This window comes from Skermanella stibiiresistens SB22, from assembly GCF_000576635.1.
GTDB lineage: Bacteria > Pseudomonadota > Alphaproteobacteria > Azospirillales > Azospirillaceae > Skermanella > Skermanella stibiiresistens.
Genome location: NZ_AVFL01000018.1, coordinates 37,629 through 55,942, shown reverse-complemented (window position 1 = coordinate 55,942; position 18,314 = coordinate 37,629). Strand labels below are relative to the sequence as shown.

The window sequence follows — 18,314 nt, the reverse complement described above, 5'->3', positions numbered from 1 at the left end:
TCCTCTTCGTGCTTTCAAGTCGCCCGGAACCTTCCCCGGGGATCACGTCCCCGGAGTCCCGCCGGCGTTGGCATCCAAACGCGGGGGCGATCCGACTTGTTGCGGTCTATCCATCCGATACCCCGGGCGCTAGCCGGACAGGGCGCTCCATCCGGATCGCCCCGGCGACAGGGGTGGTGATCACAGGGTCCGGAGCGTGCGCGCCAGGAAGTCCAGCCACAACCTTCCGCCCGCCTCGATCAGGTCGGCGTTGGCGCCGTGGACGAAGGCGATGGCGTCGGTGACGTTACCGGGAATGGTGCCGCGTCCGATCCCCAGACGGTCCAGCGCGTCCCAAGCCCATTCCAGGTGCGCCTCCTCGTCGCTGGCACCCCTCTCCAGCACGGCGGCGACATCGGAGGGGTGCCCGGCATCGGCGTGCCGGCGGTACTTGTCACGGGCCTGCGTCTCGTTGGCGACGAAGGCCATCAGCACCGAGCGGTCGCCCCCCGCGAGGCCGCCGGCCGAGCCGCCCGCCTGCACCATCATCTTCATCAGCCCGGTCGGAAAATGGGGCAGGTTGATCGGCACGCCGTCGCGCGCCTGGATCAAGGCGGTCAGATCGGCGATGTGCCGCTCATGGTCCTCCCGGAACTGGATCAACCGGTCGCGCGAGCCAGGATCGCGCAACGCCGCGATGGCCAGCGTGTAGGCGCCCACCGCGTCGTGGTCGAGCTGGAGCAGGTCGTTCAGTTCGGCGATCAACGCGACATCGCGGCCATCGCCGGTGGAGAAGGAGATCGCCGTTTGAGAAACCAGGGACTGGGGGAAAATGCGATGAATGTTGGCTTCCGTCATCTCGGCGATCCTCGCGATCATTGATCCCGCCGCGGCCGCGGCACACATCCGTCAACCGTCCAGCTGCGACATTGCTCCCCAGGGCGAGATCATGGCTGGTACTCGCCGGCCGAAATCGGCATATCATGCGTCCCACCGCTACCGGACCACTGGCGGCCAAGATCGCGGAAACAGTGAATGATCGCCAGGGCGCACCGGCCGAAGATCGGCATTCTGATGGGGGAGGGCAACATGGCGGTCCGTGTCGCCCTGAAGTCCCTCCTTCAGGCCGAGGGCTTCTCCGGAATCGTCGATGTCCCGGACATCAAGACCCTGCGGGCGATGCTGGAGGAAAAGCGGGAGCCCCCCGACGTGGTGGTGCTGGACGCCGATCTGGAGGGCGAGGACCCCTGTGGATTGGTCCGCGCGATCCGTCATGGCAGGCTCGGGCGCAATCCCTTCGTGACAGTGATCATGACCACGTCGATCGCCAGCGGCGACCGCGTCCGCGCCATCGTGGAAAGCGGCGCCGATGGTCTCCTGGTCAAGCCTCTGTCGCCCGCCGCCGTGATGGAGCGGCTGGCGGGGCTGGTGCGCCAGCGGAAACCATTCATCGTGACCTCGGCCTATATCGGCCCCGACCGGCGGAAGGACCCCGGTCGCGGTCCCAGCTCGATCCCGCTGTTCGACGTGCCCAACACGCTGCGGACCAAGGCGGAGGGCCGCCCGGCCGATCTGGCGGCCCTGGATGAGTTGATCGCCCAGGCGCAGGCCCAGATCGATGAGGAGAAACGCCGCCGCGACGCCTTCCAGGTGACGTTCCTGGCCGGATTGATCGTGTCCGGCACACCCGTTCTGAACGACGACGCCGCCAACCGCGAATACCTGATCTCGCTGGTGGACGCCAGCGACGACCTGCTCGATCGTCTGCCCGGCACCCCCTACGCGGGTTTGATCGAGATGGTCACCGAACTCCGCAACCTCGCCCAGCGCATGGTGACCAGCGGCCGCGTCAGCGAACCCGCGGCACTGCGCCTGCTCCGCCCGCTGTCCGACGCCATCATGGCCGGCCTGAATCCCGGCCGCTCGCCGGCGGACCTGGTGGAGCAAGTCAACGCCGCCATCCGCAAATACCGCGAGCGGGTGCCGACGGGGTAGGGGAGTCGGTCAGGGTGTCGGCCAGAAGCCGGGATCGAGGATTTCCGACGCGGAGTAGGGGCATGTGGCGGGGAACGTCCGGCGGAGAATGCCCGTCTCGCGTTCGGCCTCGATCAGGGCCAACCTGTACGCGGCATCCGTCGCTTCCTCCATTTTCGACTTCAGGCTTGGATTGTCGACCAGATGATCCGAAAGTCGCAAACGCTGCTCTTCGACGCTGAGACGCCAGCTGTTGCCTCGCAAAGCTGGTTGAAACTGCCATTTCAACAGGTGAAGCAAAAGAACAACCAAGCGATTGACCAGTTCGCGTTTCTCGCTGCGGCCCATGCTTTCGATTTCCTCCGCGATGTGCTCGATATCCACGGCTGAAAGCTTACCGGTACGGAGTAGCGACGCTTGTTCATTGGCCCAGGCGTAAAAGTCGGTGTCGTACAGGGATGACATCACGAGACCTCAGGTCCTTGCGCGGTGGGCTCTTGGAAGGCTTGCCGCATTGTCGTCCCAACATTGTGATCGAGCAAGGCGTATCCAACCCGAAACGCCGACATTCAGCGGGAGGGTCCTCCAGGGTGGAAACTTCCTGGCTTGGCGCGATCATCGATCGAAGCTGATGTCGGCAAACCGTGGAGTCGCCGCCAGTCGGTGTCATTTCGTCCCAGGTGAAATACCGGCATGTGCGGCGAAAGCGCGCAGTTGGCGTTGATGGCTAGGGCCGAGGACATAGGTCCTTGGCGGCGTCGGCCCCCAGGGAGCGTCAATCCCGGGCGGACGGGCTGGATTCGACGAAAAGCCAAGCTAGATCAGACCGATCAGTCCGCTGCGTCAAGTTGACGCCGGGGATGTTGAGCGCGTATGTAAAATCCATGGTCTTTGAGCGGGATCAATCTGGAAGCCCCTGCGACGAAATGTACCTGACCGACCGGGAGCGCCGGTTGATTGGGGAGTGAACAAACAGGTATGTTCAGCGCCGCGATGGGCTCCGGGTTCGATCCGAAGCCAAATGGAATGCGGAATAATGACCCCGCGCCAAGCGGGAACCCCGGCAGGGGCATGGGTTCGTCAGACACGCGGAGCGGGCGGCTCCGCCGCAAGGAAGAGTGGTTAGGGATGAAAGTGCACAGGATAAGCGCCGTCTTGGCGGCCTTCATGTTTTCCGTATTCGGCGCCGCCGCGGCTCTGGCCCAGGGGGAACCCGTCGTCGGGGAGCCGCACTCCTGGCAGCTCGGCCTCCAGGCGTCGGCCTCCCCGGTGAAGGAGCAGTTGACGGATTTCCACAACCTGCTCCTGGTGGTCATCACCGCCATCACCCTGCTGGTGCTGGCGCTGCTCGTCTACGTGATGGTCCGCTTCAACGCGAAGGCCAATCCGAACCCGACCAAGACCTCCCACAACACGGTCCTGGAAGTGGCCTGGACCGTGCTGCCGGTCGTCATCCTGGTGGTGATCGCGGTTCCGTCGTTCAAGGTCCTGTACTTCATGGACAAGACCGAGAACGCCGAGATGACCCTGAAGGTGATCGGGCACCAGTGGTACTGGGAATACCAGTATCCCGACCAGGAGGACCTGACCTTCAGCAGCTACATGATCCCGGACGAGGACATCGAGCCCGGCCAGCGCCGCCTGCTCGAGGTCGACAACCGGATCGTCCTGCCGGTCGACACCAACATCCGCATCATCATCACCGCCGGCGACGTCCTGCACAGCTGGGCGATGCCAGCCTTGGGCATCAAGAAGGACGCCATCCCCGGCCGCCTGAACGAGACCTGGGCGCGGATCGACCGCGAGGGCGTCTACTACGGTCAGTGCTCCGAGATCTGCGGCACCAACCACGGCTACATGCCGATCGCCATCGAGGCCGTCTCGAAGGAGCGGTACGCGCAGTGGGTGGTCGAGGCCAAGGAGAAGTTCGCGTCCAACACCAGCCAGCCGGCCCCGGCGGTCCAGGTCGCCCAGGCTCCCTCGGCACAGAACGCCGCGGTGGCGGCACCATGATGGGCCGTCGCCTGTTGGGCGGCATGACGAAGAACGAACAGCGTGGCGGCGTCGCGCCGGCCTCAAGCCGCGCCGCCGACCACGCGATCAATATCCGAGGGTAAGGGACAAGCACCATGGATCACGGAGCGACCGGAGCTTCCGCCCACGACGATCATGGTCATGACCACGGTCACGACCACAAGCCAGGATTCGTCGCGCGGTGGTTCTTCTCCACCAACCATAAAGACATTGGCACTCTCTACATCATCTTCTCGATCGCCGCGGGCATCATCGGTGGCCTGTTCTCGGTGATCATGCGCATGGAGCTGCAGAGCCCCGGCCTTCAGATCGTCTCCGACGGCCAGCTCTGGAACGTCTTCATCTCGGCCCACGGCCTGATCATGGTGTTCTTCGTGGTCATGCCGGCGATGATCGGCGGCTTCGGCAACTGGTTCGTGCCGCTGATGATCGGAGCGCCCGACATGGCGTTCCCGCGGCTGAACAACATCAGCTTCTGGCTGCTGGTGCCGGCCTTCCTGCTGCTGATCTGCTCCGCCTTCGTCGGCACGGGCGCCGGCACGGGCTGGACGATCTATCCGCCGCTCAGCTCGGCGGTCGGGCATCCCGGTCCTTCCGTCGACATGGCGATCTTCGCGCTGCACCTGGCGGGCGCCTCGTCGATCCTGGGCGCCATCAACTTCATCACGACCATCTTCAACATGCGCGCCCCAGGCATGACGCTGCACAAGATGCCGCTGTTCGCCTGGTCGATGCTGGTCACCGGCTTCCTGCTGCTGCTGGCCGTCCCCGTGTTGGGCGGCGCCATCACCATGCTGCTGACCGACCGCAACTTCGGCACCACCTTCTTCGACCCGGCCGGTGGCGGCGATCCGGTGCTGTTCCAGCACCTGTTCTGGTTCTTCGGCCATCCCGAGGTCTACATCATGATCCTGCCGGGCTTCGGCATGATCAGCCACATCATCTCGACCTTCTCGAAGAAGCCGATCTTCGGCTATCTCGGCATGGCCTACGCCATGGTCGCGATCGGCGTCGTCGGCTTCGTCGTGTGGGCGCACCACATGTTCACGGTCGGCCTCGATGTCGACACCCGCGCCTACTTCACCGCCGCGACGATGATCATCGCGGTGCCGACCGGCATCAAGATCTTCTCGTGGATCGCCACCATGTGGGGCGGCTCCATCGAGATGAAGACCCCCATGCTGTTCGCCATCGGCTTCATCTTCCTGTTCACCGTGGGCGGCGTCACCGGCGTGGTCCTGGCCAACGGCGGCATGGACATCGTCCTGCACGACACCTACTACGTCGTGGCCCACTTCCACTACGTGCTGTCGCTGGGCGCGCTGTTCTCGATCTTCGCCGGTTTCTACTACTGGATCGGCAAGATGTCGGGCCGGCAGTATCCGGAGTTCTGGGGCAAGGTCCACTTCTGGATGACCTTCGTCGGCGTCAACCTGACCTTCTTCCCGCAGCACTTCCTGGGTCTGGCCGGCATGCCGCGCCGCATCCCGGACTATCCGGACGCGTTCGCCGGGTGGAACATGATCTCGTCGCTCGGCGCCTACATCTCGTTCGCCGCGGCGCTCCTGTTCGTCGGCATCGCGATCTACACGGTCACCCGCGGCCAGCGCGTCGGCGCCAACTACTGGGGCGAGTCGGCGACCACGCTGGAATGGACGGTCAGTTCGCCGCCTCCGTTCCACCAGTTCACCGAACTGCCGCGCGTCAAGTGAGGACACGCGCCGCAGCGGCGCTTGGGTCGAGACACCCAACGCCGCCGCGGCGCGCGGATCAAGACCCGGATCAAGACAGGGCCAGGGGAAGACCCAGGGGAAGAAGTTAAGAGATGACAGACTTGACCATGCGACCGGACGCCGAGGCGGTTCCCGTCCAGGGCGTCGCCACCGGCGGGGTCCGTGACTACTTCGAATTGCTGAAGCCCCGGGTCATGTCGTTGGTGGTGTTCAGCGGCTTCGCCGGCATGATCGTGGCCCCCGGCCACCTTCATCCGGTGCTGGCGCTGACCGCCATCCTGTGCATCGCGGTCGCCGCCGGCGCGTCGGGTGCCATCAACATGTGGTACGAGCGCGATATCGACCAGATGATGCGGCGCACCCGCAACCGCCCCTTGCCCGAGGGCAGGGTGGATCCCGACGAGGCCCTCAGCTTCGGCGTGGTCCTGACCATCGGGTCGGTGGCTCTGATGGGCGTGGCGGTCAATTGGGTCGCCGCCGGCCTGCTGGCGTTGGCCTCGTTCGTCTACGTCTTCGTCTACACCATCTGGCTGAAGCGCCGCACACCGCAGAACATCGTGATCGGCGGCGCCTCCGGCGCCTTCCCGCCGATGATCGGCTGGGCGGCCGTGACCGGCGACGTCAGCGTCCCGTCGGTCCTGCTGTTCCTGCTGATCTTCATGTGGACGCCGCCGCATTTCTGGGCCCTCGCCCTATTCCGCAACGAGGAATACACCAAGGCCGGCGTTCCGATGCTGCCCGTGGTGGCGGGCGAGCGCGAGACCAAGAAGCAGATGCTGATCTACACGGTCCTGCTGTTTCCGATCGCGGTCGCTCCGTGGTTCGTCGGCATCGCGGGTCTGGCCTATCTGGCCGGCTCGATCGTGCTGGGCGCGCTCTTCGTGGCGCTGGCGATCCAAGTCTGCCTCGACAAGACGGACGCCGCCGCCAAGCGGATGTTCGTCTTCTCCATCCTCTACCTCTTCCTGCTGCTCTCCCTGCTTATCGGCGAGCGGCTGGCGGAACCCCTGGGCGTGTTCGCCTGAACCGAAAATGGCGTGTTCGCCTGAACCTGAAATCAAGAGTACAGAGCAAGTGGCCACCATGAAAGCCAACCGCATCGCTCCCACCCCGTCGAAGCCGATCCGGCTCACGGACGAGCAGAAGCGTCGCCAGCGCGGCAAGAACATCGCCGTGCTGCTGGCCCTGCTGGCCCTGGTGGCGCTGCTCTATGTCGTCACACTGGTCAGGATCGGGGGCAACGCATGAGGTCGGACCCCCGGCGCAAGAACCTGATCCTGATGGGCGGCCTGTTCGGCTTGGTCTTCGGCATGATCGGGCTGTCCTTCGCCGCCGTGCCGCTCTACAGCCTGTTCTGCCAAGTGACGGGGTTCGGCGGAACGACGCAAAGGGCGGAGGGGCCGGCCGGTCCGATCCTCGACCGCACGGTCAAGGTCCGGTTCAACGCCGATGTCAACGCGGCCATGCCCTGGGGCTTCAAGCCCGACGTCCACGAGATGACGGTCAGGCTGGGCGAGCCGGCGCTGACCAGCTATCACGCCGTCAACCACTCCGACACGCCGGTCACCGGCACCGCGACCTACAACGTCACGCCCGACAAGGCCGGGATCTACTTCAACAAGATCCAGTGCTTCTGCTTCACCGAACAGCGGCTGGAGCCGGGCCAAGCGGTCGACATGCCGGTCTATTTCTTCGTCGATCCGGCCATGGCCGACGACCCGAAACTGAACGACGTCGATACCATCACCCTGTCCTACACCTTCTTCCGCGCCCATGACGACGGCGCCCAGGGGCAGGTTTCGTCACTCAACAAATAAGAGCAAAGAACGAGGGTTACACAGCATGGCCGAGACGAACGTGCAAGCCGCCACCAGCGGCGGTCATAAGCACCCATATCATCTGGTCGATCCCAGCCCCTGGCCGCTGCTCGGTGCCTTCTCCGGCGGTTTGCTCGCTGTCGGCGCCGTGCTCTACATGCATGGCAGCGGCTGGCTGCTGCTGGCGCTGGGCCTCCTCAGCGTCCTGACGGTCATGGCCGGCTGGTGGCGCGACGTCCTGAAGGAGGCGGTCCGCCAGAAGGCCCACAGCCCCGTCGTCAAGCTGGGCCTGCGCTATGGCATGGCGCTGTTCATCGCGTCGGAGGTGATGTTCTTCGTGGCCTTCTTCTGGGCCTATTTCGACGCCAGCCTGTTCCCCAAGGAAGCGATCGGCGGGGTCTGGCCGCCGACCAACATCGAGACGCTGGACGCCTTCCATCTGCCGTTGATGATGACGCTGATCCTGCTGCTGTCCGGCACCACGGTGACCTGGGCGCACCACGCGATCATCCAGGGCGACAACAAGACCGCCAGCGTCGCCCTCGGCCTGTCGGTGCTGCTCGGCGTGCTGTTCAGCTTCTTCCAGATGTACGAATACTCCCACGCGACGTTCGGCTTCACCGGCGGCATCTATCCGTCGACCTTCTACATGGCGACCGGTTTCCACGGCTTCCACGTCATCGTCGGGACGATCTTCCTCGCGGTCTGTTGGTGGCGTACGATGGCCGGCCATTTCACGCCGAAGAGCCATTTTGGTTTTGAGGCCGCCGCGTGGTACTGGCATTTCGTCGACGTGGTCTGGCTGTTCCTGTTCATCGCGGTCTACTGGTGGGGAGCCTGAGCCTCTGACAAGACCTTCCAACCCCGGGGCCTCATATCCCCGGGTGTCCTCCCTCACCGCGGCGTTGAAGTGCCGATGCCCGCGGTGCGGCCAGGGACGCCTGTACAAGGGTTTCCTGACCGTATCGGACCAGTGCGAGGTCTGTGGCCTGGCGTTGGCCCAAGGCGACAGCGGCGACGGTCCCGCCGTGTTCATGACATTCATCCTGGGGTTCACGGTGGTGCCGGTGGCCTTGTGGGTCGCCATGTCGGTCGATTGGCCGCTGTGGCTCCACGCCATCATCTGGACCGTGGTGATCCTCGGCTTGGCGCTCGGCATGCTGCGCCCGGCCAAGGCCTATCTGATGGCCCTCCAGTTCCGCCATCGCGCCAGCGAATACGATGTTCCCCCGGTTCCGGGGACACGGGACTAAGCCAATGGCCGAAACGACCCATACCGAGGAACGGCAGGGCCGCATGAGGTTCCGCCCCGCGTTGGGCGCGACGATCTTCACGGTCGTCGCCATCGCGATCATGCTGGGTCTCGGCACGTGGCAGCTCCAGCGGCTGGCCTGGAAGACCGAGCTGATCGAGCGGATCGAGGCGGGCCTGAACGCCGCACCGGTGCCGCTGCCGACGGTCATCGGGAATCCCGCGGAGTGGGACTATCACCGCGTCTCGGCCACTGGCCGCTTCCTGCACGACCACGAGCTTGATCTGGCCGCCCGAAGCCTGAACGGCCGGATCGGATACCACGTCGTGACGCCGCTCCAGCGCGACGACGGCACTGTGGTGCTGGTCAACCGCGGGTGGATCCCGACCGAGGCGCGCGATCCCGCGACCCGGCCGGATGGCCTGCTCTCCGGCACCGTCACCGTCGAGGGCATCGTACGCGTGCCGACCGGGCCGGGCTGGATGCAGCCGGACAACGACGCCTGGGCCAATGTGTGGTTCTGGTACGACATCCCGGCCATGGCGGCGTCCGCCGGTGTCACCGGTGCGCTGCCGGTGATCGTCGAGGCGGCGGCCACCCCCAATCCAGGCGGCTTGCCGGTCGGCGGCCAGAGCAATGTCGTGATCCCGAACAACCATCTCCAATACGTCGTCACGTGGTATGGTTTGGCGCTGACGCTGCTCGTCGTCTACATCGTGTCCCAGAGGCGGCGGGACTCAGACCCAACCTAAGAAGCCTCACCATTCCAGGGAGCCGCAATGTCCGCCTATCAGACGCTTGAGCGCCGCTTCGCCCGCATCGCCGCCATCTCGGACGCGCTGGGCATCCTGCAATGGGACACCGAGACCCTGATGCCGCCGGGAGCGGCCGACGGCCGCGCCGAACAGCTGGCGACCCTCAAGGTGCTCAGCCACGAGCTTCTGACCGACGACGACAACGCCGACCTGCTGGCCGACGCCGAGCACGAGACCGCGCTGTCCGACTGGCAACAGGCCAACCTGCACGAGATGCGCCGCGCCTATCTCCACGCGACCGCCGTGCCGACCGATCTGGTCGAGGCTAACTCCCGCGCGGTCTCCCGCTGCGAGATGGTCTGGCGCGACGCGCGGCCCGCCGGCGACTTCGCCCTGCTGCTGCCCAGCCTGTCAGAGGTGCTCAACCTCCAGCGCCAGATCGCGGACGCCAAGGCCGAGGCGCTGGGCTGTTCGCCCTACGAGGCCCTGCTCGACACCTACGAGCCGGGCGGCAACACCGACACGATCGACCGCGTGTTCGCCGACCTCCGTCAGTTCCTGCCGGGGTTCCTGAGCCAAGTGCTGGAGCGGCAGAAGATCCTGCCCGACATCCTGCCGCTCAAGGGCCCATTCCCGGTCGAGACCCAGCGCGCCCTGGGCGTCCGGATGATGAGCGCCGCCGGGTTCGACTTCAACAAGGGCCGGCTGGACATCAGCCTGCATCCCTTCTGCGGTGGCGCCACCCATGACGTCCGACTGACCACCCGATACGACGAGGCCGATTTCACCAAGGCGCTGATGGGCGTGATGCACGAGACCGGTCACGCCCTGTACGAGCAGGGCCGCCCGACCGAGTGGCTGGGCCAGCCGGTCAGCGAGGCGCGCGGCATGAGCCTGCACGAGAGCCAGTCGCTGCTGATCGAGATGCAGGCCTGCCGAAGCCGCGCCTTCCTGGAATTCGCGGCGCCGGTGATGCGCGACAGCTTCGGCGGTTCCGGTCCGGCCTGGGAGGCCGATAACCTGCACCGGCTCTATACCAAGGTCGAGCCCGGCTTCATCCGGGTCGATGCCGACGAGGTGACCTATCCGGCGCATATCCTGATCCGCTATGACCTGGAGAAGGCGCTGATCGCCGGTGACATGACCCTCAACGACCTGCCCGGCGCCTGGAACGAGGGCATGAGGTCGCTGCTCGGGCTGACCGTTCCCAACGACCGCTTCGGCTGTCTTCAGGACATCCACTGGCCGGGGGGAGCCTGGGGTTATTTCCCGACCTACACCCTGGGCGCCATGACCGCCGCCCAATTGTTCGACGCCGCCGTGCGGGCCGACGACGGCGTGATGCCCGGCATCGCGCGCGGCGACTTCTCCCCCCTGGTGTCCTGGCTGCGAACCAACATCCACGCCAAGGGCAGCCTGCTGCCGGCCGACGAACTGCTGAAGCAGGCGACCGGCCGTCCGCTGGACGCCGGCGTCTACCAGAAGCACTTGGCGAGCCGGTACCTGGAAGACGCGTGAGGAGGACGGGGCGCGTTCAGCCCTGGACCAGATCATCCAAATCGATGCGGAGCGCCGTTGAAATTCGCTTCAACGCCTCGACGGATCCCGGCTTCTTCGAGTTTTCGATCTCACTGAGATACGCCCGGCTGACGCCACTGGCCTCGGCCAAGGCGGTCTGCGACAAGCCTCGATATTTCCGCCAGATTGGCACGAGGCTTTTTCCGGCATGGGCGGCTTCGGAGAGCTCAATCCCCAACTCCCTCGGGAAGACCTCCTCACCACGACCCTTCGCCTCATCGTAAGCTTGGATGTCGGCCAGCATCTCGGCGTCTTCCCGCAGATGTTCATAGACGTTTTCTGGAACGAGGACAAAGGTCTGTCCATCCTTGACGATGCGGCTGAAGTCCTTGTCCATTCCAAAAAATCCTCATCAAGCCCTGTAGGCGCCGCCACGGGGTGGAACGTCGACCTGGAGGACTACCAGCTTCCCATCGTCCAAGTCGTGGAGCACCCGCCAATCTCCCCCGCGAAGACGATAGCCGTCCCGGCCTTGAAGCTTGGTCACGTTGTTGTGGACTCGATAAGGGTCCTCCGCGATCTCGGCGACCTTCCCTTCGGCTCCTGGCACTCACCTGCGGCTGAATTCGACGCAGGGCTTTTTGCGCCGATACCGTCTCAACGACCTTACACATGACGTTTTCCGTAGCTGATAGCTACAATTTTCCCGCTGCGACTTCATGGCAAGATCAGATGGGCGAAATCCCGCGTCCTGAAAACCGACCTCCCTAGCGCGTGCACCCATATATATTTTCCCTCTTGAGTTCACAAACGCTGTGCCCGGGCGTCATGAAAGTAGACGGCGGCTTTGGCGCGCTGTCGGGTTCGAGGGGGCGGAGGCCGTGACGACGCTGGTTTGGGATGGAAGGGTGGGCCCGGACATCCGATGCCGGCCGGCGCGGACCGCCGGGCGGTGACGCCGATGCGGCGGGTCTGGATGGCGAGGATTTCAAATGAGTTCACCCGAGGACGACCCACCCCCTCCGGCCGCTGACAAATGGCGGTGGTCTGGGCGTCGCATCCAACACGAGCCGGCGGACCGGTCGGAGCCGACGGCACCCGGAGTCGCGGAAAACAGGAGAGAGTGCATGCCCAGCGCGGAACGTCCCACCAATGGCATGACGGATGCCGTCGCGTCAACCAATGTGCAGGTCTTGGGAAGCGGCCCGGCGATGGCGATGGCGTCGCAGTATCAGACGGGCGCCCAGGCGGCGGGATTGGCGGCACTCAACGCCGTCGCCGCACAGCATAACCAGTACATGCAACACCGCGTCGCGATGGTGCGCGAGGTCACGGCCGTCTTGCCGTCACGCCACCGGTCCCGCCCCAGACGCCAGCCTCACAGGCGCGAAACCGTCGACAACGATGTCATCCAGCAACTCGCCGACGTCATCTCGGCCCTGCGGAAGGATGACACCGACACTTGCGATTGCTGAAGCCGGAGCGGCGATATCGCCTCCCCCGCGCAATCCCGCACCCGACACGATAACCGAATTCAGCATCCACGCCACGACACGGCGTGGAGCGACAAGTAACGCGTGGCGAATTCCCCAACCTGCCACGCGTCACCCCCGCCGTGAATCCCCATCCCCGGCGGGACAACCAGGGGGCGGAATGGTCTATGACACCATCGCCGCCCGCTGAGTATCATCGAACGTCAAACACGCAACAGGAGAGATAACATGGCTGATCCTACCCTTGTCAATGGTCAAATCACCGACTCCGTCACGCAGGCCAACGTCAAGGTCCTGGGCGACGCGCCGGCCCAGGCGCTGGGCACGCTCTATCAGGTGATGGCGCAGTCGATGGGCCTGTCGATGCAGAACGCCGTCGCCAACCAGCAGAACATGTCGACCATCGACACCGCCGTGACCACGCAGGGCGTCAACCTGATCTACACCATGGACGTCGCCGCCGACGCGGTCGGCACCAGCGAGATCTTCAACAGCGGCACCAAGTGACGGCGGCGCCTTAGCCACCAGCCGAGCCGACGCGGAAATGCGGGCTCATCGCCCGCATTTTTCGTCCGCCAGCCTCCGTTCACCAAAGTTCGTCCCATTCGGCATCCCAGTCACGGCTTCCTGATTACGACGCGGCCTCCGTCAAAGGCTTGGCCGCTCGTCTGGGGAGTGGATGGTGGCGCGGGCGGCCCGAGAATTCGATGGAGCCGAAGCCATGGATCGCCCGTGCCAAGACGATGAGACCGGACCGGACGCCGCCCGGCGGACGCGAGGATCCGCGATGACCGACGCCGTATCCCAGGCGGGCGCCTTGGTTCTCGGATCGGCTCCCGCCCAGTCGATGGCCATGCTGTACCAGTCCGCCGCCCAGGCGACCTCCCTGTCCATGCAGAACGCGGTCGCCCAGCAGCAGCAGATGAACACCATTTCGAACACCGTGACCGCGCAGTGCCTGGCATTGCTGCTGTCCGGCGGTCCGGCGGCCCGCGTGGCGCCGCCGCCACAGCCCGATTCGTCCGCCGTTCTGGCCGACGCCTTGAAGACCTTGATCGCGGCCCTGGCCACGAACCAGACGCCGCCGTCATGACATCCGGCGAGATCGAAGATCCGCGTACGCCGCCCCCGGGGCGCGACGCCGCAAGCCACGTGGGACGGCGTCCCCAAGCCGTCCCGCGGAACCCCGCCGCCTCTCCATTCCCTGGCGGGACACCCGTGAGACGGGGCGGCCGGCCGGCCGTTCCCGCCGCGGCACCAACGTCGAACGAAACACGCAACAGGAGTTTCAATCATGGCTGATACCACTCTCGTCAACGGACAGATCACCGACGCCGTCACGCAGGCCAACGTCAAGGTCCTGGGCGACGCGCCGGCCCAGGCGCTGGGTACGCTCTATCAGGTGATGGCCCAGTCGGTCGGCCTGTCCATGCAGAACGCCGTGGCCAACCAGCAGAACATGTCGACCATCGACACCGCCGTGACCACCCAGGGCGTCAACCTGATCTATTCCATGGACGTCGCCGCCGACGCGGTCGGCACCAGCGAGATCTTCAACAGCAACTCGATGGCCGGGCTGGTCGCCGCCCTGGCCGCGCTCAAGAAGTGAGATCGCCTCGGGACCGGCCGCGGCTCGCCCGACCGGTTCCGAAGGTCTTATCCACCCGTGAACGCAATCCACCCGGAAGCGAGGATAACCCATGGCTAACACCACTCCGGTCAACGGGCAGATCACCGACGCCGTCACGCAGGCCAACGTCAAGGTTCTGGGCGACGCGCCGGCCCAGGCGCTGGGCACGCTCTATCAGGTGATGTCGCAGTCGGTCGGCCTGTCCATGCAGAACGCCGTCAGCCTGCAGCAGAGCCGCAATACGATCAACACGGCCGTGACCACCCAGGGCGTCAACCTGCTCTATTCCATGGACGTCGCCGCGGACGCGGTCGCCACCAAGGACATCTTCAACGCCAACTCGATGGCGGGACTGGTCATGGTCCTGAAGGCGCTTACCGGCAAGTGACGCGCCGCGAGGGCCGGGTTCGAACCCTCGCGAGGCCAACACCCTTGCCGCCAGCGGCAAGGCCCCATGCCCCCAGAGGCATGACCACACATAGGAGGATGATGAAATGTCTGACCCCACTCTCGTCAACGGGCAGATCACCGACGCCGTCACGCAGGCGAACGTCAAGGTCCTGGGCGACGCGCCGGCCCAGGCGCTGGGCACGCTCTATCAGGTGATGTCGCAGTCGGTCGGTCTGTCGATGCAGAACGCCGTCGCCAACCAGCAGAACATGTCGACCATCGACACCGCCGTGACCACCCAGGGCGTCAACCTGATCTATTCCATGGATGTCGCGGCCGACGCGGTCGGCACCAGCGAGATCTTCGGCAGCGCGTCGCAGGTGAAGCAGTTGGTGGCCCTGATCGCCGCCATCCAGGCGTACCAGGCGTCGCAGATCCCGGGCAAGGGACAGCCCTGATCCCGGACGATGTCAGGAGGGGGCGCCAGTCCGTCGGCGCCCCTGACCTGATGGCCCCCGACCTGATGGCCCTTGGCTTGGTGGCCTGGGACCTGATGGCGGACGACTAGATCATTGGACGAAAGAAGACCCACACCATGCCCGACCCGATCGAATCATCCCCCTTCGTGGCTGGCGCCCTGACCGGCACCCTGTTGGAGCCGGCACCCCGCCAAGCCGCTTCGGTGGTCTATACCCAGCTCGCGCAGGCGATCGGCATCGCCATGCAGAACCATGTCGCACAGCATCAGAGTCTCAATACCATCATCACCGCCGTCACGACGCGGGCGTTCAACCTGCTGCTGGAGCAGGGCAAGGCCGAGGAGGCCGTCAAGCTGCTGACCGAGATGGCGAAGATCGAGGTCGCCCAACCGCTTGAGAACCTCGCCAAGGTGCTCTCGTCGGTCAAGGATGGCGAGGGCTCCGACATCGGCGCCAGGACCTCCGGCGCTCCCCACCCTCAAACCGCCGCGGGCCAGTGATCGAGCGGTCGCGACAATCGATTGAGTTCCGCCGCACCAGACCGGATTCCGACCATGCCGCGCAAAAGTTACGCCGATGACATACGCCGCCGCGTCGTGCAGGATTTGGAGGAGGGCGCCCCGGTCGGCGAGGTGATACGCAAGTATGGCATCGCCGAGGCGACCGTCTATCGCTGGCGCAACCGTTTCAGCCGGGCTGCGCTGAGCCGCGATCCGGAGAATCTGCGGCTGGAGGAGGAGAACCGCCGGCTGCGGGACCTGTACACCGAAGCGGCCTTGGAGAACCAGGCGCTCCGCGAGCGGCTGCAGAGACGCTGAGGCCACTGGTCCCACGGGCCCCGCCGTGGGCGGGGTTCGATGGATCGAGGCAACAAGAAGCCGCCCCTGGGGCGGCTTTTTTCGTGCCGATCGACCAAATACCGGGGCTGTTTCCCCTCAGCCCATTTCCGTCATATAGCCGGCCAGACGGTCGCGCAGCAGTTCCCGCGCCTGCTGGACCCGCTTTCGGGCGTTGGCCTGGGACAGGCCAAACCGTTCGGCGATGGCGCCATAGGGTTCGCCGTTGATCAGCCGCATGTTCAGCGGGCCCTTCAGGGTGTCGGGCAAGGTATCCAGGGCGCACTCCAGCACCGCTCCCAGCTCGCGGTTCAGGATCTCGGTCTCGGGCGTCGGGAGGGGGTTGTCGTGATCGGCCGCCATGTCGCCGACATCGCCCTCGTGATCGAGGACGAGAGGCTCCTGGGCTTCCAGGCGCCGGCGCCGGTGCCGGTCGACGCAGCGGTTGTGCAGCATCCGCCCCAGCCAAGCCCGCTCGTTCAGGATGACGGTGTTGCCGCTGCTCAGGACATCGACCGCGCGGCAGAACACGTCGCTGACCGCGTCCTCGGCTTCCGCGTGGTTGCCGGCGCTCCAGCGCAGGCTGAGCCCATGCAGGTAGCCTCGATGCTCCTCGTACATGCTCCTGAACCGGGCGCGGATGGCGTCGTGAAGAGCGTTGGCGTGAGGCGCGTTGGTCGCGTGCGATCCGTCCGATCGAAGCCGCCGGTACGGCGTCTCGGCGTGGTGGGGCTGGTTCGGAAACGCCGCCGGTTCGGAATGAATGGCAGAATCGAACGCGCTGCCAGCAGTATTCGCATATGTCACAACCATCCCCCACGGCCAAACTGGCTGGTCCCACGACAAGCGACCAATGGATTCTTGCTCACCATACATGTGACGAATGCTCTCGACATTTGTGAAAACAATGATCGAATACAATCATATGAATCGTGAGTGACTCTCATTTCCTCATTATCATTGTGACATAAGATCTGATGTATTTTGGTGTTCGATGGTTGGTCTATAGTCAATGACTGTTTCAGGATTGAAACCTGACGACTAGTTCCTGCTTGGAATCCATATCCGACACCAATGAGAGAGACTTCATGAACGTCACGACTTGGCATCGACGCGTGGCGCCGGGCTTTGATCGAACGGCTATAGTCCGGTGTCTTCGTCAGCATTTTGGCCCGGACCGAATTTTCGGCGGGGTGTGCCAAGTCGACGGCGCGGAAAAATTTGAATCGCTCTCATTGGAATGACGGAGATCAATGAGAGGAAATCATGTTTCGGAAGACAATAATGAGAAATAAATGATCGGGTTAATCCGTTTACAAACAACAATTACAAAAGTATTATCGGGAGGTTGCGTGTTTTTTGGATGGGGATCCAAATGCGAGAGAGCAAAGAACAGCCAAAATCAACCACCGCGACTTTAGGGGGTGGAGGCGCTGGGCATTCATCGGACGGTTTATCAGATCATGACTTGGGAATAGATCTCGATTCGATGCCGTCAGGTGCGCTGGCCCTGGGGATGGTCTATGTCGATGTCGCCCATGTCACCAGGAGGACGATGGAGGATCTGGCCGACGAGCGGCGGCGGTCCTTGACCTTGGGACGTTCCGTCACGGCCGCCGCGGTGGAGCGGATACTCGGCATTCCGCTGGCCAAGCCAGCCTCCACGCCGGCTTAGGGAGAATCGGGTCATGTCCCAGGAAATCGTAAGCGCGGTCGCCGACGCCAATCTCAAGACGGTCGCCGAATCTCCCGCCTTCTCGATGGCGGTGCTGAGCCAGTTCACCGCCCAATCGTCCGGACGGGCGATGGAGAACGCGGTGACCGCGTCCAACATGGCGAACCAGATGGCCGTGACGGCCAATAGCGCCATGATGCAGCAGATGGCGTCCAACGCCAACGCGTTGTCCAGCCTGACCACGTCGCTGGCGGCCGACAAGCAGATGATCACCAGCGCGATCTCGGCCCAGGTGGTCAACCTCGTGGGTTCGATGGGCAACGGCATCAGCGCCGTTTCCACCGCCGTGGCGGAGGGGTTGGTCAGCGTCTCGGGCGCCGCCGCCGATTCGGCGACCTCCGTCACGAGTTCCGTCGGTGGCGGGACGGCGTCCGTCTCGGGTGCCGTGGGTCAGGGGCTGACGTCGGTGTCGGGCGCCGCCGGCAAGGGAACCACCGCGGTCACCGCGGCCATCACCGATGGATTGGCGTCGGTGTCCGGAGCCGCTGGCGAGGGTGCCACGGCCGTGACCGCCGCCGTCACGGACGGAATGGCCATGATGACCGGCGTCGCCGAGGTGGGGTTGACGGCGGATGCCGCGGCGGCCATCGCCACCGCCATCGCGGAGATGCTCATACAGGTGTTCGGTGGTGGAGCCACCGCGGCCGCGTCGAAATCCGGCGTTGGCCCAGGGGGTGGCTGAGGAACCC

The 18,314-nt window shown here is 64.8% G+C and carries 24 protein-coding genes; 20 read left to right on the top strand and 4 right to left on the bottom strand.

Annotated elements, in window-relative coordinates; all coding sequences use genetic code 11:
* Positions 1 to 180 precede the first annotated feature (180 nt).
* Complete coding sequence (locus N825_RS36780; protein WP_198038820.1) at positions 181 to 837, bottom strand: ferritin-like domain-containing protein; 657 nt, start codon at positions 835 to 837, stop codon at positions 181 to 183.
* 177 nt (positions 838 to 1,014) lie between these two features.
* Between N825_RS36780 and N825_RS36775 the strand changes: the two genes are divergently transcribed.
* Positions 1,015 to 1,974: a response regulator transcription factor gene (locus N825_RS36775; RefSeq protein ID WP_051512750.1), complete on the top strand. Its 960-nt coding sequence runs from the start codon at positions 1,015 to 1,017 to the stop codon at positions 1,972 to 1,974.
* 9 nt (positions 1,975 to 1,983) lie between these two features.
* Here N825_RS36775 and N825_RS21995 read toward each other — a convergent pair whose 3' ends face one another.
* The gene (locus N825_RS21995) at positions 1,984 to 2,418 is read right to left on the bottom strand and encodes a DUF29 domain-containing protein (protein WP_037457082.1); all 435 of its coding nucleotides are present in this window, start codon (positions 2,416 to 2,418) and stop codon (positions 1,984 to 1,986) included.
* Positions 2,419 to 3,120: 702 nt separating this feature from the next.
* On the opposite strand from N825_RS21995, the gene coxB reads away from it, so the two are divergent.
* The 9 genes from coxB to N825_RS21955 all read left to right on the top strand — a co-directional run bounded on the left by coxB (position 3,121) and on the right by N825_RS21955 (position 11,062).
* Positions 3,121 to 3,966, top strand: a complete 846-nt coding sequence (gene coxB / locus N825_RS21990) for a cytochrome c oxidase subunit II (RefSeq protein WP_245613198.1) — start codon at positions 3,121 to 3,123, stop codon at positions 3,964 to 3,966.
* A gap of 116 nt (positions 3,967 to 4,082) precedes the next feature.
* Complete coding sequence (ctaD, locus tag N825_RS21985) at positions 4,083 to 5,699, top strand: cytochrome c oxidase subunit I (RefSeq protein WP_037457078.1); 1,617 nt, start codon at positions 4,083 to 4,085, stop codon at positions 5,697 to 5,699.
* A gap of 113 nt (positions 5,700 to 5,812) precedes the next feature.
* Positions 5,813 to 6,745, top strand: coding sequence for a heme o synthase (gene cyoE, locus N825_RS21980; protein ID WP_037457077.1), 933 nt, complete (start codon positions 5,813 to 5,815; stop codon positions 6,743 to 6,745).
* A gap of 58 nt (positions 6,746 to 6,803) precedes the next feature.
* Positions 6,804 to 6,968, top strand: coding sequence for a hypothetical protein (locus N825_RS39825; RefSeq protein ID WP_211098409.1), 165 nt, complete (start codon positions 6,804 to 6,806; stop codon positions 6,966 to 6,968).
* Positions 6,965 to 7,537: a cytochrome c oxidase assembly protein gene (locus N825_RS21975; RefSeq protein WP_051512749.1), complete on the top strand. Its 573-nt coding sequence runs from the start codon at positions 6,965 to 6,967 to the stop codon at positions 7,535 to 7,537. The genes N825_RS39825 and N825_RS21975 overlap by 4 nt, the downstream gene beginning before the upstream one ends.
* A gap of 25 nt (positions 7,538 to 7,562) precedes the next feature.
* Positions 7,563 to 8,378 (top strand): cytochrome c oxidase subunit 3, encoded by an 816-nt coding sequence (locus N825_RS21970; protein WP_037457076.1) that lies wholly within the window; start codon positions 7,563 to 7,565, stop codon positions 8,376 to 8,378.
* Between the two features lie 43 nt (positions 8,379 to 8,421).
* Positions 8,422 to 8,790 carry a DUF983 domain-containing protein gene (locus N825_RS21965; RefSeq protein ID WP_037457073.1) on the top strand — a complete coding sequence of 123 codons (369 nt, stop codon included), beginning with the start codon at positions 8,422 to 8,424 and terminating at the stop codon, positions 8,788 to 8,790.
* A 4-nt stretch (positions 8,791 to 8,794) separates the two neighbouring features.
* Positions 8,795 to 9,541: an SURF1 family protein gene (locus N825_RS21960; protein WP_037457071.1), complete on the top strand. Its 747-nt coding sequence runs from the start codon at positions 8,795 to 8,797 to the stop codon at positions 9,539 to 9,541.
* A gap of 27 nt (positions 9,542 to 9,568) precedes the next feature.
* The gene (locus tag N825_RS21955) at positions 9,569 to 11,062 is read left to right on the top strand and encodes a carboxypeptidase M32 (RefSeq protein ID WP_037457070.1); all 1,494 of its coding nucleotides are present in this window, start codon (positions 9,569 to 9,571) and stop codon (positions 11,060 to 11,062) included.
* Positions 11,063 to 11,078: 16 nt separating this feature from the next.
* On the opposite strand, the gene N825_RS21950 is transcribed toward N825_RS21955, so the two are convergent.
* Entirely contained in the window at positions 11,079 to 11,459 is a 381-nt protein-coding gene (locus N825_RS21950; protein WP_037457068.1) for a helix-turn-helix domain-containing protein, read from the bottom strand.
* A 730-nt stretch (positions 11,460 to 12,189) separates the two neighbouring features.
* Here N825_RS21950 and N825_RS21945 point away from each other — a divergent pair.
* The 8 genes from N825_RS21945 (at position 12,190) to N825_RS21910 (ending at position 15,872) form a co-directional block, all read left to right on the top strand.
* Positions 12,190 to 12,537 (top strand): RebB family R body protein, encoded by a 348-nt coding sequence (locus tag N825_RS21945; protein WP_037457066.1) that lies wholly within the window; start codon positions 12,190 to 12,192, stop codon positions 12,535 to 12,537.
* A gap of 246 nt (positions 12,538 to 12,783) precedes the next feature.
* Positions 12,784 to 13,062 carry a RebB family R body protein gene (locus N825_RS21940; protein ID WP_037457063.1) on the top strand — a complete coding sequence of 93 codons (279 nt, stop codon included), beginning with the start codon at positions 12,784 to 12,786 and terminating at the stop codon, positions 13,060 to 13,062.
* 280 nt (positions 13,063 to 13,342) lie between these two features.
* Positions 13,343 to 13,648 (top strand): RebB family R body protein, encoded by a 306-nt coding sequence (locus N825_RS37555; protein ID WP_037457229.1) that lies wholly within the window; start codon positions 13,343 to 13,345, stop codon positions 13,646 to 13,648.
* Positions 13,649 to 13,849: 201 nt separating this feature from the next.
* Positions 13,850 to 14,164: a RebB family R body protein gene (locus N825_RS21930; RefSeq protein ID WP_037457061.1), complete on the top strand. Its 315-nt coding sequence runs from the start codon at positions 13,850 to 13,852 to the stop codon at positions 14,162 to 14,164.
* Between the two features lie 91 nt (positions 14,165 to 14,255).
* Positions 14,256 to 14,573, top strand: a complete 318-nt coding sequence (locus tag N825_RS21925; RefSeq protein ID WP_037457060.1) for a RebB family R body protein — start codon at positions 14,256 to 14,258, stop codon at positions 14,571 to 14,573.
* Between the two features lie 106 nt (positions 14,574 to 14,679).
* Positions 14,680 to 15,033 carry a RebB family R body protein gene (locus N825_RS21920; protein WP_037457057.1) on the top strand — a complete coding sequence of 118 codons (354 nt, stop codon included), beginning with the start codon at positions 14,680 to 14,682 and terminating at the stop codon, positions 15,031 to 15,033.
* A gap of 137 nt (positions 15,034 to 15,170) precedes the next feature.
* Positions 15,171 to 15,554 (top strand): RebB family R body protein, encoded by a 384-nt coding sequence (locus N825_RS21915; RefSeq protein ID WP_037457055.1) that lies wholly within the window; start codon positions 15,171 to 15,173, stop codon positions 15,552 to 15,554.
* Positions 15,555 to 15,608: 54 nt separating this feature from the next.
* Positions 15,609 to 15,872 carry a transposase gene (locus N825_RS21910; RefSeq protein ID WP_037457052.1) on the top strand — a complete coding sequence of 88 codons (264 nt, stop codon included), beginning with the start codon at positions 15,609 to 15,611 and terminating at the stop codon, positions 15,870 to 15,872.
* 117 nt (positions 15,873 to 15,989) lie between these two features.
* Here N825_RS21910 and N825_RS21905 read toward each other — a convergent pair whose 3' ends face one another.
* Positions 15,990 to 16,697, bottom strand: a complete 708-nt coding sequence (locus N825_RS21905; protein ID WP_198038819.1) for an RNA polymerase sigma factor — start codon at positions 16,695 to 16,697, stop codon at positions 15,990 to 15,992.
* Between the two features lie 682 nt (positions 16,698 to 17,379).
* Here N825_RS21905 and N825_RS39065 point away from each other — a divergent pair.
* The gene (locus tag N825_RS39065; protein ID WP_157619477.1) at positions 17,380 to 17,565 is read left to right on the top strand and encodes a hypothetical protein; all 186 of its coding nucleotides are present in this window, start codon (positions 17,380 to 17,382) and stop codon (positions 17,563 to 17,565) included.
* Positions 17,566 to 17,578: 13 nt separating this feature from the next.
* Positions 17,579 to 18,307 (top strand): RebB family R body protein, encoded by a 729-nt coding sequence (locus N825_RS21900; protein WP_037457047.1) that lies wholly within the window; start codon positions 17,579 to 17,581, stop codon positions 18,305 to 18,307.
* The last annotated feature ends 7 nt before the right edge of the window (positions 18,308 to 18,314 follow it).